This is a genomic window from Bradyrhizobium sp. 40 (genome assembly GCF_023100925.1).
Classification (GTDB): Bacteria; Pseudomonadota; Alphaproteobacteria; order Rhizobiales; family Xanthobacteraceae; genus Bradyrhizobium.
Genome location: NZ_CP064688.1, coordinates 908,019 through 922,050 on the forward strand (window position 1 = coordinate 908,019; position 14,032 = coordinate 922,050).

Consider the following 14,032-nt stretch of genomic DNA (forward strand, 5'->3'; position numbering starts at 1 on the left):
AACGACTGTCGTTTCGAATGTCGCTTACGCCGCGGCCTTCTTCCGCGCCTGCTCGGCCTTGTACAGCTCGAACTCTTCCGCGATCGCGCGTGCGACCGACGGCCGTTGACGCAGGCGTTCGTAATAGGCCTTCACGTTCGGCCATTTGGCGAGCTCGATCGGCGGCGTCGCCATGGTCCAGTTGATGACCGTGACGAGATAGGCGTCGGCGACGCTGAAATGGTCGAGCAGGAAGTCGCGCCCCTTCAGGTAATTGTCGAGATAGTCCAGCCGAGACAGGTTCTTCTCCAGTGCGTAGGCTTTCGTCTCCTGCGGCGCCTTGCGGTCGAGCACCGGGATGAACAGGCCCTTGTGCAGTTCGGTGCCGATGAAGCAGAGCCATTGATGCAGCCGCGTGCGATCGATGCCCGCTGCGGCGCCGAGGCCCGATTGCGGGAAGCGGTCGGCGATATATTGCAGGATCGCGGCGTTCTCGGTCAGCACCACGCCTTCATCGGTGCGCAGTGTCGGCACCAAGCCGATCGGATTCACGGTTCGAAAATCAGTGCCGTCGCTCAGCACTGTCTTGGTCGGCGGATCGACTTCGAGATAATTCGCTTCGGCGCCCGCTTCATACAGCGCGACGCGGCTCGCCATCGAACAGGCGAGGGGCGAGAAATAAAGATCCATCTTGAGCCTCCTTGGGCAATTCTTCGATGTGACTTTTGGAGTGTCGCTCAACCCGGCCAAATTGATTTTTGTACTGTCTTGCATATTATGGGAACGGTCAAGGATTAAATTGCGAAATGGTACAAAAATCGAAGCCGCCAACTGCTGCCACGGAGCCCAAACGCCGCGGCCGTCCGCGCGCCTATGAACCCGACGTCGCGCTTGGCAAGGCGCTCGACCTGTTCCGCACGCAGGGCTTCGCGGCGACCTCGCTCGACGATCTCAGCGAAGCCACCGGCATGAATCGCCCTAGCCTCTATGGCGCCTTCGGCGACAAGCGCGAGCTCTACATCAAGAGCTATCAGCGCTACCGCGAGGAAGCGCGCGCATCGATGGTGGAGATCTTTCGCCAGGAGATGCCCGTGCGCCGGAGGCTGGAGCGCATCTTCGCGTCCGCGCTGAACATCTATCTTTCCGGCGAGACCGGCCCGCGCGGCTGCTTCACCGTGGTCACGGCAGCCTCCGAGGCGGTCGGCGATCCCGACATCCGGGCCATGGTGCTCGATGGCCTTAACGAGCTGGACAAGGCGTTCGCGAGTTGCTTCCGCCGCGCCAAGGAGAAAGGCGAGTTGCCCGAGAGCGCCGATCCCGCCGTGCTGGCGCAGCTCGCATCCGCAACCGTGCACTCAATCGCCATCCGCTCCCGCGCGCGCGTGTCGCGGAAGGAGCTCGAGGCGATCGTGAAGGGGGCGATCGACGTGATGGTAGGAGGAAAGAGCTAGGCGGTTGCGTGGCGCGAGCTATCTCCCAAACGTCCTGGCGAAAGCCAGGACCCATAACCACCGAATTTGGTTTGGCGAAGGTTCGGAGTTGCCGCCGTCGCGCCGCAGCTCCTCCCTGGGGTAATGGATCCTGGCTTTCGCCAGGACGACACTGAGTTGTAGCCTTCGCTACGCCGCGCGAATGTGCGCGAGGAAGCGATCCACCTCGTCGCGCAGCCGCTGCGATTGCTTTGACAGCTCGATCGCCGAGCCCAGGACTTCCTCGGCCGCTGTCCCCGTCGCGGCGATGCCGGCGGTGACGCCCGCGATGTTTTGCGAGACCTCGCCTGTGCGGGCGGCTGCCTGCTGGACGTTCTGCGCAATCTCCTGCGTCGCGGTGCCCTGCTGGCCGACGGCGGCGGCAATCGCGGCGGAGATCTCGTCGACCTCCTGGATCGTCGCGCAGATCGACTGGATGCCGTCCACTGCGCCGGTGGTTTCGCCTTGTACTGCCGTCACCTGCGCGCCGATCTCCTCGGTCGCCTTGGCGGTCTGGGTTGCCAGCGCCTTCACCTCGGAGGCGACCACCGCAAAGCCGCGGCCGGCTTCCCCCGCGCGGGCCGCCTCGATCGTCGCGTTGAGGGCCAGCAGATTGGTTTGCTCGGCAATGCCGCTGATGAAGGAGACGACGTCGCCGATTTTCTGCGCGGCGTCGGCCAGACTCTGCACGCGCTCATTCGATCGTCGCCCGTCGCTGGCAGCTTTGCCGACCACCGCCGTCGCGTGCGCAAGGCGCCGGCTGATCTCGGTCATCGACGACGACAGCTCTTCCGCGGCGGCAGCAACCGTCTGCACATTCTCGGAGGCGAGCGCCGAGGCCGATGATACCGTGCCGGTCTGCTGCCGTGATCGCTCGACGATATCGGACATCGAGCGCGCCGTGTTCTCCATCTCGACCGCGGCCGAGGAGACCGTGGTGACGACATCGCGGATGCTGGCTTCGAAATTGTCGGCGAGCGCGGCGAAGGCGCGCCGTTTCTCCGCTTCGGATTGCGCCTTGGTGTCGGCCTGTTCGGCCTGGAGCCGGTTGAAGTTGACGGCGTTGTCGCGGAACACTGCGACAGCCTTGACCATCGCGCCGACCTCGTCATTCGCCTTGCTGGCGGGGACGGTGACATCGAGGTGTCCGTCGGCCAGCTCGCGCATCACGCTCGTGATGGAGATGATCGGACGCGAGATGCTGCGGGCGATGAGATAGCCGACAATGGCGGCGAGCACGAGCCCGAGCGCGGCGATGCCGAATGCCAGCAGCCAGGCACGGTCGGCAGAGGCCACATAGTCGGCATTGTCCATCACCAGTTCGACCGCGCCGAGCGGCTTGCCGGAAAAATCCCTGATCGGCCCGAGCAGCGCGGCCACCGGCGTGGTGTCGAGCTTGGCCTGCCGTACCGTGAAGTCGCCGCCGGCGGCGCGGCCGTAATCGGCCGCATCGAAGAAGCTCTTGCCCTTCAGTGTGCCGCCGAACAGCTTGAAGCCGCCGCCGTCCGCGAGATGGAAGGCGATGTCGACATGGCGGTTGGTCTTGAAATCGTCGAGGAAGGACTGGCCGAAGGTCAGGCCAAACTCCACTGAGCCGAGATGCTTGCCGCCTTGCGCGATCGGCACCACGCCGCGGATGCCGAGCCCGGCCAGGCCGCCCTCGAGCCCGACCACGACCTTGTGCTCCTGGTTGGCGATGATCACGGTTTTGCGAAAGCCCGAGAGGTCGTCGCCAAATTTGGCAGGCTGGTGCACGCGCAAGAACGATGTCGCGGGCGCCACGTGGAATTGGAACTGTTCGACGCCGTACTCCGATTTGGTCGCGGCAAACACCGGCCCGAACAGGCCGATTAAAGCGTTGCGATCCTGTTTGGCCATCGCGTCCTGCGTCGCGGGCATCGCGGCCACGACGGCGCTCATGGCGGCGGCACGCTGGGATTCCTCGGCAATTCGCGACTGGAGCGCGTCGTAATGACTGCGAAGCTCGCGCTGGTCGGCCCGGTCGATGATGCCGGAAATGATCCACATCGCCCCGAGCACGGCGAACAGGGCGGTCGCCGCCGCCGTCACCGCCAGCGCAACCGTGATCCGCATCCTGAGGCCGAGCGTGAAGCGCATGTCCGACTCGTTCGTTGAGCGTTGATTAACAACGCCTATCAACTTCTCGCTAAGAGAGGGTGAACGGGATACCGGCCGGCGATCAGTGATTTTACGGGCCCGGGTGGCACGTGAGGTCTCAGTACCCCCGCGTCCGGTCCACCACGTTCGCCAGCACACCACCCGCCTCGAACTGCGCGATTTGCTGGGCGACATAGGTCGAGATCGCATCGGCGTCGGTATCGGCGGCGTTGTGTGGCGTCAGCAACACCTTGGGATGGGTCCAGAACCGGCTATCCGCCGGCTGCGGTTCCTGCACGAAGACGTCGAGCGAGGCGGCGCCCAGCGTGCCGTCGTCGAGGCAAGAAAGGATGTCGGCTTCGTTCTGCAGGCCGCCGCGGCCGGCGTTGATCAGCACGGGCGCACCGAGTGGGCTTTTGCGGTTGAGCTTGGTGAAGACGTCGCGGTTGAGGATGCCGTGTGTATCGGGCGTCAGCGGCAACAGGCTGACGAGAATATCGGTCGTGCGCAGGAACGCGTCGATCTGCGCCGCGCCGTGGAAGCATTCGACACCCGCGATCGTGCGCGGGCTGCGGCTCCAGCCGGCGACGCGGAAACCAAGCCGCCGCAGCACATCGGCCGCGTCAGTGCCGAGCGTGCCCAGTCCCATGATACCGACCGTGACGGCGCTCGCCGGCCATTGATAGGTCGGCTCCCAGCGCTTTTCGCGCTGCGACTGGCGCAGATAAAGCTCCTGGCGATGGTGCATCAGCACGTGCTGCACGACGTATTCGGTCATGCGGCCGGTCAGATCGGGCACGGCGACACGCACCAGCGGCACGTTCGGAAGGCTCTTGTCCGCCATCAGCGCATCGACGCCGGCGCCCAGATTGAAGATCGCACGCAGATTGGGGAAAGAGCCGAGGTCGCCCGGCACCGGTTTCCACACCGCGGCATAGTGCACCTCGGCCGGATCGAGCCTGGGATCGGGCAGCAGCGCCACGCGGCGGCCGCCGCTGACCGCGTCGAACCGGGCCTTCCAGCGCTCCGGCAGCCAGTTCTGCTGCGTGCTGTTGATCAGGACGGCCAGTGTGCCCACGGTCATTCGAAGTGCCTCTTGAGGTTCCGCTTTTGAAGGCTCTCCTTGGCACGATCTGCCGGATTTTTCTTGCAATTTTTTTCCGCAGCCATGTCGGGGCAAGGCATACTGGATCGTCTTCAAAACAAGCGCTCAGAGAAGGTACTGCCCATGCTTTATGCGATCCTTTGCTATCACGACGAGGACTTCGTCGGCTCCTGGAGCAAGGACCAGGACGAGGCCGTGATGAAGAAGCTCGCCGTGGTGCAGGAAGGTCTCGCGAAGCAGGGCAGGCTCGGCCCCGTGGCGCGGCTGCTGCCGACCACTGCGGCAGCGACGCTGCGCAAGGAGGACCCGCCGCTGGTGCTCGACGGCCCCTATGCGGAGACCAAGGAGCAGTTGCTCGGCTTCTATATCGTCGATTGCAAGAACCTCGACGAGGCGCTCGACGTTGCGCGCGACCTCGGATCGGCCAATCCCGGCGGCGCCTATGAAGTGCGCCCGGTGGGCGTGTTCAGGCCCGGAGGGAATCTGACGTGAGCGAGGCCGATACCGCCTGGATCGAGACCGCGCTGACCTCGGCGCGCCCCCAGGCGGTCGGCGCGCTGCTGCGCTATTTCCGCGATCTCGACACCGCCGAGGAGGCCTTCCAGAACGCCTGCCTGCGCGCGCTGAAGACCTGGCCGCAGAACGGACCGCCGCGCGATCCCGCGGCCTGGCTGATCATGGTCGGTCGCAACGTTGCCATCGACGAGGTGCGCCGCACCCGCAAGCAGCAGCCGCTGCCCGAGGACGATCAGGCGATCTCCGATCTCGACGACGCCGAGGGCGCGCTCGCCGAGCGGCTCGACGGCTCGCACTACCGCGACGACATTTTGCGGCTGATGTTCATCTGCTGCCATCCGGGCCTGCCGGCGACGCAGCAGATCGCGCTGGCGCTCCGCATCGTCTGCGGCCTGACCGTGAAGCAGATCGCACGCGCCTTCCTGGTGTCGGATGCGGCGATGGAGCAGCGCATCACGCGCGCCAAGGCCAAGGTCGCCGAGGCCGGGACACCGTTCGAAACGCCGGGCGCGGTCGAGCGCTCGGAGCGGCTCGCCGTTGTCGCGGCGATGATCTATTTGATCTTCAACGAGGGCTATTCGGCGAGCGGCGACACCGCCGCAATCAGAAAGCCGCTGTGCGAGGAAGCAATCCGGCTGGCGCGGCTGCTTTTGCGGCTGTTCCAGAGCGAGCCGGAGATCATGGGGCTCACGGCGCTCATCTTGTTGCAGCATGCGCGCAGTGCCTCGCGCTTTGCCGCGGATGGCTCGCTGATCCTGCTGGACGACCAGGATCGTTCGCTGTGGAACGGCACCATGATCGCGGAAGGTCTCGCGCTGATCGACAAGGCGATACGCCATCGCCGCAGCGGGCCCTACCAGATCCAGGCCGCGATTGCCGCGCTGCATGCCCGCGCGGCGACGCCCGAGGAGACCGACTGGGCGCAGATCGACCTGCTCTATGGTGCGCTGGAGGTGGTGCAGCCCTCGCCAGTGGTGACGCTCAACCGCGCGGTTGCGGTGTCCAAGGTGCGCGGACCGCAAGCCGCGCTCGACCTGATCGAGCCGCTGGCGCCAAAGCTTGCCAATTACTTCCATTTCTACGGCGTGCGCGGCGCTTTCCTGATGCAGCTCGGCCGCAATGACGAAGCCCGCATCGCCTTCGACCGCGCCATCGCCCTCGCCAACACGTCCGCAGAAGCCGCCCACATCCGCATGCATCTCGATCGCCTGATCCGGGACAGCCAGCCCAAGGGCGCCCATGGCGGCGCCAGGCAAGACGCCAAGGTCAAAGACGCCAAGGTGAAGTAGGGAGCGCCTGCTTCGGGCGTTGCAAAATTTTCGCTTCGCCTTGTCGGACCCAGCCCTCTCCCTTCGTCCTAGGACCGTATCGAGGGAGCCATTCATGCTGAAAGCCGTTGCCATCATCGCCGTCGTGCTCGCTGTCGGAATCGTGGGCGTGCTCGGCTTCGCCCTGACGAAGCCCGACACATTCCGGGTCGAACGCAGCCTCGCCGTCAAAGCGCCGGCCAATGCGGTCTATCCCTTGGTCGCCGATTTCCATCGCTGGACGGCCTGGTCACCCTACGAGAACCGCGATCCCGCCATGAAGCGCAGCTTCGGCGGAACTGCGGAAGGAAGGGGCGCGACCTATGCCTGGGACGGCAACAACAATGTGGGCGCCGGCCATATGGAGATCCTCGAGGCGAGTGCGCCGTCAAAACTCCGCATCAAGCTCGACTTCGAGCGGCCTTTCGAAGGCCACAACACCGCCGAGTTCACCTTTGTGCCGCAAGGCGATGCCACACTGGTCACGTGGGCGATGTCCGGTCCGGCCCCGTTCCTGTCCAAGGTCATGCAGGTGTTCATCAACATGGACAACATGATCGGCAAGGATTTCGAGGCGGGCTTGGCCAGCCTGAAGAAGCTCACCGAGAAGTAGCGCCGTCACCCCGAACGAAAGCAAAACGGAGAGAAGCGATGCTCAATCCCTATCTGTTCTATCAGGACACCTGCGAAGCGGCATTCAATTATTACGCCAAGGTGCTCGGCGGCAAGATCGACGCTATGATGCGTTCGTCGGACGCGCCGCCGGACATGGCGGCCGCGCCCGGCCGCGAGAAGACGATCATGCATGCGCGGATGTCGCTGCCCGACGGCAGCGTGCTGATGGCCTCCGACGCACCCAGCGAGCATTTTCACAAGCCGCAGGGCTTTTCGATCTCGCTCACGGTCGCGGACCCCGCGGAGGGCGAGCGCAAGTTCAACGCGCTCGCCGACGGCGGCAGCGTTACCATGCCCTTCAGCAAAACCTTCTGGGCCAAGGGCTTTGGCATGTGCGTCGACAAGTTCGGCATTCCCTGGATGGTGAACTGCCCGGCCGAGGGAATGTGACAGGCGCGATCGTTTGACGCGCTGGGCGGCGATCCCCTCTCCCCGACGATGCGGAGAGGGGCGCGCATGAGATGTTGCGTCATGTGCCGATCGACCGCGTGCCGCTCTCAGCGGATCGATCCGGTCACGTCATTGCTCGGTGGTTGGGAGGAGGGAACGCAGCGCGGACAGATCACGAGCTTTGTCCCGAGCTGCCTGTCATTCTCCGCTTCGATTTCGTCATGGATTGCCCACCACGCCGCGGAGTACGGGCGCAAGGTGCCGAGGACTCTCTCCCGCTCCTGATTCGGATCACTCGCCGCGGGAGCTTGGGTCGCCACGCGACGCTTCATGACGGAGGGACGGTTCGGATCCTGACCGAGGCCGTCCCATGCGATCGGACGGCGTTCCTGCGCAGGCGCGACCATGCATCCCATGAGCGTTGCGCAAAAAGTGAGCAAGACAAAGCCGTGTCGTATCATGCCGGACCCTTGGGTGTTGTATGCGACGCGCCAAGTTCGCTGGCCGAAGCTTGCGTCGCACCGCTCAAATGGAACCTAAGGGAAACGCCTGGCCGACAAGGCCGAATATGGATGTTGCTGTCGCATCACATTGCGAGAGCAGTGAGGCCGCTTCGTGAAATGAAGCGGACCGCATCGCACAACAACTGGCGCAATATTAGGCTGTGAACTCCGGGACAGAATCGTTATTTATTTCGTCATAAAATTCTAAAAACTGGGGCGGGCGTACTTGGAAGGGGAGCGACCGATGGCGGCGGCGCTGCAGATCAACTTTGCACTTTGGGGTATGCTCATCTGCGCGAGCATGGAATTGACCGAGCTGATCCAGAGTTTCTATTAGACCTCAGGAAGCTTGTGACGGGCGGAATTGGCGGGCGCCTGCGTCCGCCTGATCATCACCGGCAGCGCGGATAGATCGCGGCGAGGTCGCGTCCCTTCAGCAGAAGCAACCGCGACGAGAGGCCGCCGCGGCGGCTGATCCAGTCGCGCACCGGGCCGGGATAGGCCGCAAGCACCGCATCGGATGCTTCCGGCTCGGCGTAGAAGCGTCCGCGCCGATCGACCGATCGTGCCGCATGGAAGCCGAGCACGGCACGCTTTGTCACACAAATCCGCTCGCCCGGCACGATGCTCAGCACCAGCGTGCAGGCGGACAGGCAGGGACCGTCGATCACCACGCGCTCGCCGCTCTCGCGCACCTTCTCGAACAGATCGAGGAACGGCCCGACCTGTCCACCGGGCGACTGGATGATGCGGATTTCGGCCGCGGCAGGTGTGGCGGCGAGCAGCGCGGATGCGAACATCATGGCCTTGAGGAAGGTGACGCGCCGCATGAAGCCTCCGCGAATTCGAGTCCGTAGGATAGGCCAATGAGAAGAGCAGGGTGGCGCTTCGCTAGGCCAACCTACGCCGTGTCTATCCGTTCCGCCGTTCGCCGCGCAGCGTCGGCAGGCCGATGCCCGCCGCATCGAAGCCGCCATCGACGGCCAAAATTTGGCCGGTGATGTAGCTCGATCGTTCCGAGCACAGGAAGTAGATGGCTTCGGCGAGTTCCTCTTCCAGGCCGTAGCGGTTGAGCGGGATGGCGTCGTGATAGTCGGCGCGGATCTCCCTGGTGTGCACCTGCTTCGCCATCGCGGTGTCGACCGGTCCCGGCGCGACCGCGTTGACGCGGATGTTGAGGGACGCGAGCTCGACCGCGAGCTGCTTGGTAAGGTGCGCGAGGCCGGCCTTGCTGGTGCCGTAGGCCGAGCGCAGCGTCGAGGCGCGCACCGCCGAGATCGAGGTGATGTTGACGATGGCGCCGCCATTGCCGTCGCGCATCAGCGGCACCGCCGCCTTGGTGCAGAGGAACGGGCCGGTGAGGTTGACTTCGAGCACGCGCCGCCAATCGGTCTCCGACGTCTCCATCAGCGGCGCGAACACGGCAATGCCGGCATTATTGACGAGCGCGTCGAGCCGGCCAAACCGCTGTTCGACCGTCGTCATCGCGGCGGCAACCGCGGCTGCGTCCGAGACGTCGCAGGTCAACGCCAGGGTGGCCTCGTCCCGGCCGATCTCGGCGACCGCGCGGCCGAGTAGCTCGCCCTCGATGTCGAGCAATGCCACCCGCCAGCCCTCGGTCAAAAACTTCTTCGCGGTCGCAAGCCCGATGCCGCGCGCGGCTCCGGTGACGAGGGCGATTTTCTGCGGGGAGGCGGTCATAGCTTATCCGTGGTTCGGGAATTGAAGCGGTCTCCCTACCACGAAAGCCACGAGCAGAGGCGACAAACTATCGCGCCTTTAGCTCTTCGAGGCTCTCCTTTTGCAGCCGCGCAAGGCGGCCTAAGCCAGCTCCGCCGTGGCGCGCTGCATGTTGGCCGACATGTCGGCCGTCACGATGCTCTGCTCCTCGACCGCGGCGGCGGTGTAGGCGATGAACTCGTTGACGCCGGCGATCGCGACCTTGATTGCGATGAGCGAGCTTGCAACGTCGCCGGAGATGGTGTTCAGCGCGTCGATTTCGGACGTGATGGTGTCGGTCGCCTGCTTGGCCTGGTTGGCGAGGCTCTTCACCTCGGAGGCGACCACCGCGAAGCCGCGGCCGGCTTCGCCCGCGCGCGCCGATTCGATCGTGGCGTTGAGCGCGAGCAGGTTGATCTGGCCGGTGATGCCCGAGATCATCTCGACGATGCCGCTCATCGCCTGCGCCGCCGCGTTCAACCGCTGCGCCTGGCCGTCGGCGGCCTCGACGCGGGTGGTCGCGACCTTCGAATTCTCGCGCGACTTCGCCATGGTGGCGGAGATCTCGCGGATCGATGCACTCATCTGTTCGCTACCGGCCGCGACCGCCTCGATCAGACCGCGCGCGTTGTCGGCTTTCTTGCGGCCGATCGCCTGCGCGGTGATGTCGGTGGCATATTTCACCACCTTGTAGGGTTTGCCGTTGAGGTCGAGGATCGGATTGTAGGACGCCTGGATCCAGATTTCGCGGCCGCCCTTGGCGATCCGCTTGTATTCGGCGGCTTGGTATTCACCGCGGTTGAGCGTCTCCCAGAACTGGCGGTAGGCTCCCGAATTCTTCTCGTTCGGCTCGACGAACATGGAGTGGTGCTGACCCTTGATCTCGGTCAACGAATAGCCCATCGCCTTCAAGAAATTCTCGTTGGCGGTGCGGATGGTGCCGTCCATGTTGAACTCGATCACCGCCTGCGATTTCTGGATGGCGGCGAGCTGTCCGTCATTGTCGGCAGCCTTCATCTTCTGCGCGGTGACGTCGGTCGCGAACTTCACCACCTTGAACGGCCTGCCCATCTCGTCGAGGATCGGGTTGTAGGTTGCGAGAATCCAGATTTCGCGTCCGCCCTTGCCGATCCGCTTGTATTCGGCGGCTTCGAACTGGCCGCGGTTCAGCCGCGCCCAGAAGTCGGCATAGGCCGAGCTCGCGCGATCCTCCGGCGTCACGAACATGCTGTGGTGCTTGCCCTGGATCTCGTCGAGCGAGTAGCCCACCGCGCCGAGGAAATTCTCGTTGGCGGTGACAATGGTGCCGTCCATGTTGAATTCGATCACAGCTTGGGCACGGCCGATCGCGGCGATCTTGCCCGCGTCCTCCATGGTCCTCATCTTGTAAGCCGTGATGTCGGTTGCGAACTTGATGAAGCTCACCACCTTGCCGTTCTCGTCGCGCAGCGGCGCGTACGACGCATGGACCCAGACTTCCTTGCCGTTCTTGCCGAAGCGCCTGTATTGCGTGGTCTGGAACTCGCCGCGGTTCAGGCTGGCCCAGAAGTCGCGATAACGGGCGCTTTCGCGTTCAGTCGCGCTGACGAAGATGCTGTGATGCTTGCCCTTGATCTCCGAGAGCGTATAGCCGCTCATCTTGAGGAGATTTTCGTTGGCATCGAGAATGGTGCCGTCGAGGCCGAATTCGATCACGGCCTGGGACCGGTCGAGCGCCTCGACCTCCGCGACCGCGTGCCTGACTTTCTTGCTTTGGAAATTGAACACGTAAGCTCCGCCTAATGCTGAGGGGCGAAGCAGCCGGATCGTCATACCGTTTCGCTCAAGCTAAAAAGTTGCATGGGCTTCTTTAGCAACTGTAAACTCCTGCACGAGGCGGCGCCCGTTCTGTCTTTCGCACGCCTCGGCCATGTTGCTCAGGTTGCAAGTATTCTCGACTCATATGCACGGCGGAGTTCATAGAACGCGCCGTATTTGTACGGGCCCCCGCGTGCATTATTTTTCGCGTGGTTGCCGCCGGACGTGATGTCGGCGCAGGTGCGCCTCAATCGTCTTCAAGACGATGCTGATCACGGAACCGTTCGATGACTGACCCCGAGCGCCTAATTCGAGACCTTTTCGCGGCCTATCTCGGAAACGACCGGCAACGGGTCGCCGACGCGTTGGCCGACGATTTCCGCTTCACCAGCCCGTTCGACGACGACCTCGACAAGGCGACCTATTTCGAGCGTTGCTGGAGGGACACCGGCTGGATTGCGCGGCACGACATCGAGCGGATTTTCATCCAAGGCGATGAGGCCTTCGTCACCTATTTCTGCCTGGCGACAGATGGCAGGAGCTTTCGCAACACCGAGTTCTTCACCTTCGCCGGCGGCAAGGTTCGCCGCATCGAGGTCTATTTCGGCGCTGCCCGGCACGACGGTCGTTTCCTGCCGCAGGCGCGCTAGCGCCAGCCAATAACCTCCAGAATAATTTTCGTCACCTGTCGGTTTCGTCAAGGTTCCTTCGTCTTGGAGGTGAGGGCGGGCGGCCCGGGCTGTCGCTCCCGTCCGGAGTGGCGCCGCCGCGCAACCCGAACGACAAAAGCACGCAAGGAATGCTCATGCGATTCATGATGCTGATGATCCCGCTCGGCTACGAGACCGCGGCGCCCGACGTTCAACTCGATCCCGAGCGGGTCACTGCGATGATGCGCTACAACGAGGCGCTGAAGGACGCCGGTGTGCTATCACGCTCGACGGCCTGCACCCGCCCTCGATGGGCGCGCGCGTCTCGTTTGCGGCCGGCAAGCCCATCGTGACCGATGGTCCGTTCGCCGAGGCCAAGGAGGTCCTGGGCGGCTACTGGATGATCGAGGTTGCCTCGCGTGCCGAGGCGATCGCCTGGGCCAAGCGGTGTCCGGCCGCACCGAACGAAATCATCGAGATCCGTCAGGTGCAGGAGATGAGCGACTTTCCGCCTGACGTGCAGGAGGCCGCCGCCGGTTTCGGCGACCTCAAGAAATAGCCGCAGCTTCGGCTATCCATCACCAAGGGAGAGAACCAATGAGCACCGACACCTATCTCGCCGTTTTCCTCGGCAGCAAGACCAGCTCCAAATGGGCCGCATGGGATGCGATGCCCGAGGCCGAGCGCAAGGCGAAGGAGCAGGAGGGCATGGCGGCCTGGAAGGGGTGGGTCGAAAAGCACCAGGGCGCGATCGAGGCCATGGGCGGCCCGCTCGGCAAGACCAAGAAGGTCGACGGCAAGGGCCTCGCCGACATCGCCAACGAGATGGGCGCCTTCACCGTCGTGCGCGCGGCGTCCCATGAAGCCGCGGCGAAGATGTTCGAGAACCACCCGCACTTCACGATCTTCCCCGGCGAACGCGTCGAGATCATGCCGGTGCTGCCGATCCCCGGCGGCTAGGGCTTCGGCCCGCGGCGCCGGACCGGGAAGAATACGGTCGATCAACCCCGTCGCCGCTAGTGACCTTCCTGCCCAGCTCATGTAAAGGTCGTTCACATGAGCTGGCGCAAGGAGACGCGCCGCGCCGAGCGCGGCTATCACCACGGCAATCTGAAGGAAGCCCTGTTGCAGGCCGCCCTCGGGCTGATCGCCGAGAAGGGCGCGGCCGGCTTCACCTTTGCCGATGCCGCGCGCATGGCTGGCGTCAGTGCCGCGGCACCGTACCGGCATTTTCGCGACCGTGAAGAACTGCTGTCCTCGATCGCGCAGCGCGGCTTCGAGCAGTTCGAAGCGCGCCTGACCGCAGCTTGGGACGACGGACGGCCCGACACCGTCACGGCGTTCGAGCGAGTCGGCAGGGCCTATCTCGCCTTCGCCCGCGAGGAGCCCGCGTTCTACAATGCGATGTTCGAATCGGGCGTGCCGGTGGATTCCAATCCAGCGCTCCAGGCGGCCAGCGAGCGTGCTTTCAGCATCATTCGTGCCGCGGCGGAGCGGCTTGCCGCGCTGGCACCGCCGGGCACCCCGCGGCCGCCGGCGATGATGATGGCGCTGCACATCTGGTCGATGGCGCATGGCGTGGCCTCGCTGTTCTCCCGCGGCGATGCTGCGCGTCGAAAGCTGCCCATGTCCCCGGACGAGCTGCTCGAAGCCGAGGTGCTGATCTATCTGCGCGGTCTCGGCTTCCCGACCGATCGCCGTCCCCCGGCGAAAAGCGCCGAGCCGCCGCCGGTACCACCGGAGGCATCCTCCGGTTCGGGCGTGCCGCCCGGTGGTCCCTGGGGCAAGCCGAAATAAAGTTACC

Annotated in this window: 16 protein-coding genes; 9 read left to right on the plus strand and 7 right to left on the minus strand. The window is 64.4% G+C overall.

The features are described 5' to 3' along the window. Positions 1-24: 24 nt before the first annotated feature. Complete coding sequence (locus IVB40_RS04220) at positions 25-669, minus strand: glutathione binding-like protein (RefSeq protein ID WP_027570319.1); 645 nt, start codon at positions 667-669, stop codon at positions 25-27. Positions 670-785: 116 nt separating this feature from the next. On the opposite strand from IVB40_RS04220, the gene IVB40_RS04225 reads away from it, so the two are divergent. Beyond that, positions 786-1,430: a TetR/AcrR family transcriptional regulator gene (locus tag IVB40_RS04225; RefSeq protein WP_247818172.1), complete on the plus strand. Its 645-nt coding sequence runs from the start codon at positions 786-788 to the stop codon at positions 1,428-1,430. A gap of 168 nt (positions 1,431-1,598) precedes the next feature. Here IVB40_RS04225 and IVB40_RS04230 read toward each other — a convergent pair whose 3' ends face one another. Together IVB40_RS04230 and IVB40_RS04235 are read right to left on the minus strand one after the other, a co-directional pair. After that, on the minus strand, positions 1,599-3,566 hold the full coding sequence (locus IVB40_RS04230) for a methyl-accepting chemotaxis protein (RefSeq protein WP_247818173.1): 1,968 nt from the start codon (positions 3,564-3,566) through the stop codon (positions 1,599-1,601). Between the two features lie 118 nt (positions 3,567-3,684). Further along, entirely contained in the window at positions 3,685-4,650 is a 966-nt protein-coding gene (locus tag IVB40_RS04235; RefSeq protein WP_247818174.1) for a glyoxylate/hydroxypyruvate reductase A, read from the minus strand. A gap of 144 nt (positions 4,651-4,794) precedes the next feature. On the opposite strand from IVB40_RS04235, the gene IVB40_RS04240 reads away from it, so the two are divergent. The 4 genes from IVB40_RS04240 to IVB40_RS04255 all read left to right on the plus strand — a co-directional run bounded on the left by IVB40_RS04240 (position 4,795) and on the right by IVB40_RS04255 (position 7,559). After that, complete coding sequence (locus IVB40_RS04240) at positions 4,795-5,163, plus strand: YciI family protein (RefSeq protein ID WP_027570323.1); 369 nt, start codon at positions 4,795-4,797, stop codon at positions 5,161-5,163. Then, positions 5,160-6,476 (plus strand): RNA polymerase sigma factor, encoded by a 1,317-nt coding sequence (locus IVB40_RS04245; RefSeq protein WP_247818175.1) that lies wholly within the window; start codon positions 5,160-5,162, stop codon positions 6,474-6,476. Before IVB40_RS04240 ends, IVB40_RS04245 begins: the two co-directional genes overlap by 4 nt. Positions 6,477-6,570: 94 nt before the next feature. After that, the gene (locus IVB40_RS04250) at positions 6,571-7,107 is read left to right on the plus strand and encodes an SRPBCC family protein (protein ID WP_247818176.1); all 537 of its coding nucleotides are present in this window, start codon (positions 6,571-6,573) and stop codon (positions 7,105-7,107) included. Between the two features lie 38 nt (positions 7,108-7,145). Next, positions 7,146-7,559 carry a VOC family protein gene (locus IVB40_RS04255; RefSeq protein WP_247818177.1) on the plus strand — a complete coding sequence of 138 codons (414 nt, stop codon included), beginning with the start codon at positions 7,146-7,148 and terminating at the stop codon, positions 7,557-7,559. Positions 7,560-7,666: 107 nt separating this feature from the next. Here the strand turns inward: IVB40_RS04255 and IVB40_RS04260 are convergent, their stop codons facing one another. The 4 genes from IVB40_RS04260 to IVB40_RS04275 form a co-directional block, all read right to left on the minus strand. After that, positions 7,667-8,020 (minus strand): hypothetical protein, encoded by a 354-nt coding sequence (locus tag IVB40_RS04260; protein WP_247818178.1) that lies wholly within the window; start codon positions 8,018-8,020, stop codon positions 7,667-7,669. Between the two features lie 434 nt (positions 8,021-8,454). Further along, positions 8,455-8,892: a hypothetical protein gene (locus IVB40_RS04265; RefSeq protein ID WP_247818179.1), complete on the minus strand. Its 438-nt coding sequence runs from the start codon at positions 8,890-8,892 to the stop codon at positions 8,455-8,457. An 82-nt stretch (positions 8,893-8,974) separates the two neighbouring features. Beyond that, on the minus strand, positions 8,975-9,763 hold the full coding sequence (locus IVB40_RS04270; protein ID WP_247287577.1) for an SDR family oxidoreductase: 789 nt from the start codon (positions 9,761-9,763) through the stop codon (positions 8,975-8,977). Between the two features lie 120 nt (positions 9,764-9,883). Continuing rightward, complete coding sequence (locus IVB40_RS04275; RefSeq protein WP_247818180.1) at positions 9,884-11,548, minus strand: PAS domain-containing methyl-accepting chemotaxis protein; 1,665 nt, start codon at positions 11,546-11,548, stop codon at positions 9,884-9,886. 317 nt (positions 11,549-11,865) lie between these two features. Here IVB40_RS04275 and IVB40_RS04280 point away from each other — a divergent pair, with 317 nt between their 5' ends. The 4 genes from IVB40_RS04280 to IVB40_RS04295 all read left to right on the plus strand — a co-directional run bounded on the left by IVB40_RS04280 (position 11,866) and on the right by IVB40_RS04295 (position 14,025). Beyond that, a complete protein-coding gene (locus tag IVB40_RS04280) occupies positions 11,866-12,228 on the plus strand; it encodes a nuclear transport factor 2 family protein (protein ID WP_247818181.1) in 363 nt (120 codons plus the stop codon). Between the two features lie 160 nt (positions 12,229-12,388). Continuing rightward, positions 12,389-12,787, plus strand: a complete 399-nt coding sequence (locus IVB40_RS04285; RefSeq protein WP_247819492.1) for a YciI family protein — start codon at positions 12,389-12,391, stop codon at positions 12,785-12,787. A 38-nt stretch (positions 12,788-12,825) separates the two neighbouring features. After that, positions 12,826-13,188 (plus strand): YciI family protein, encoded by a 363-nt coding sequence (locus IVB40_RS04290; protein ID WP_027570333.1) that lies wholly within the window; start codon positions 12,826-12,828, stop codon positions 13,186-13,188. Positions 13,189-13,284: 96 nt separating this feature from the next. Further along, complete coding sequence (locus IVB40_RS04295) at positions 13,285-14,025, plus strand: TetR/AcrR family transcriptional regulator (RefSeq protein WP_247818182.1); 741 nt, start codon at positions 13,285-13,287, stop codon at positions 14,023-14,025. Positions 14,026-14,032 lie beyond the last annotated feature (7 nt).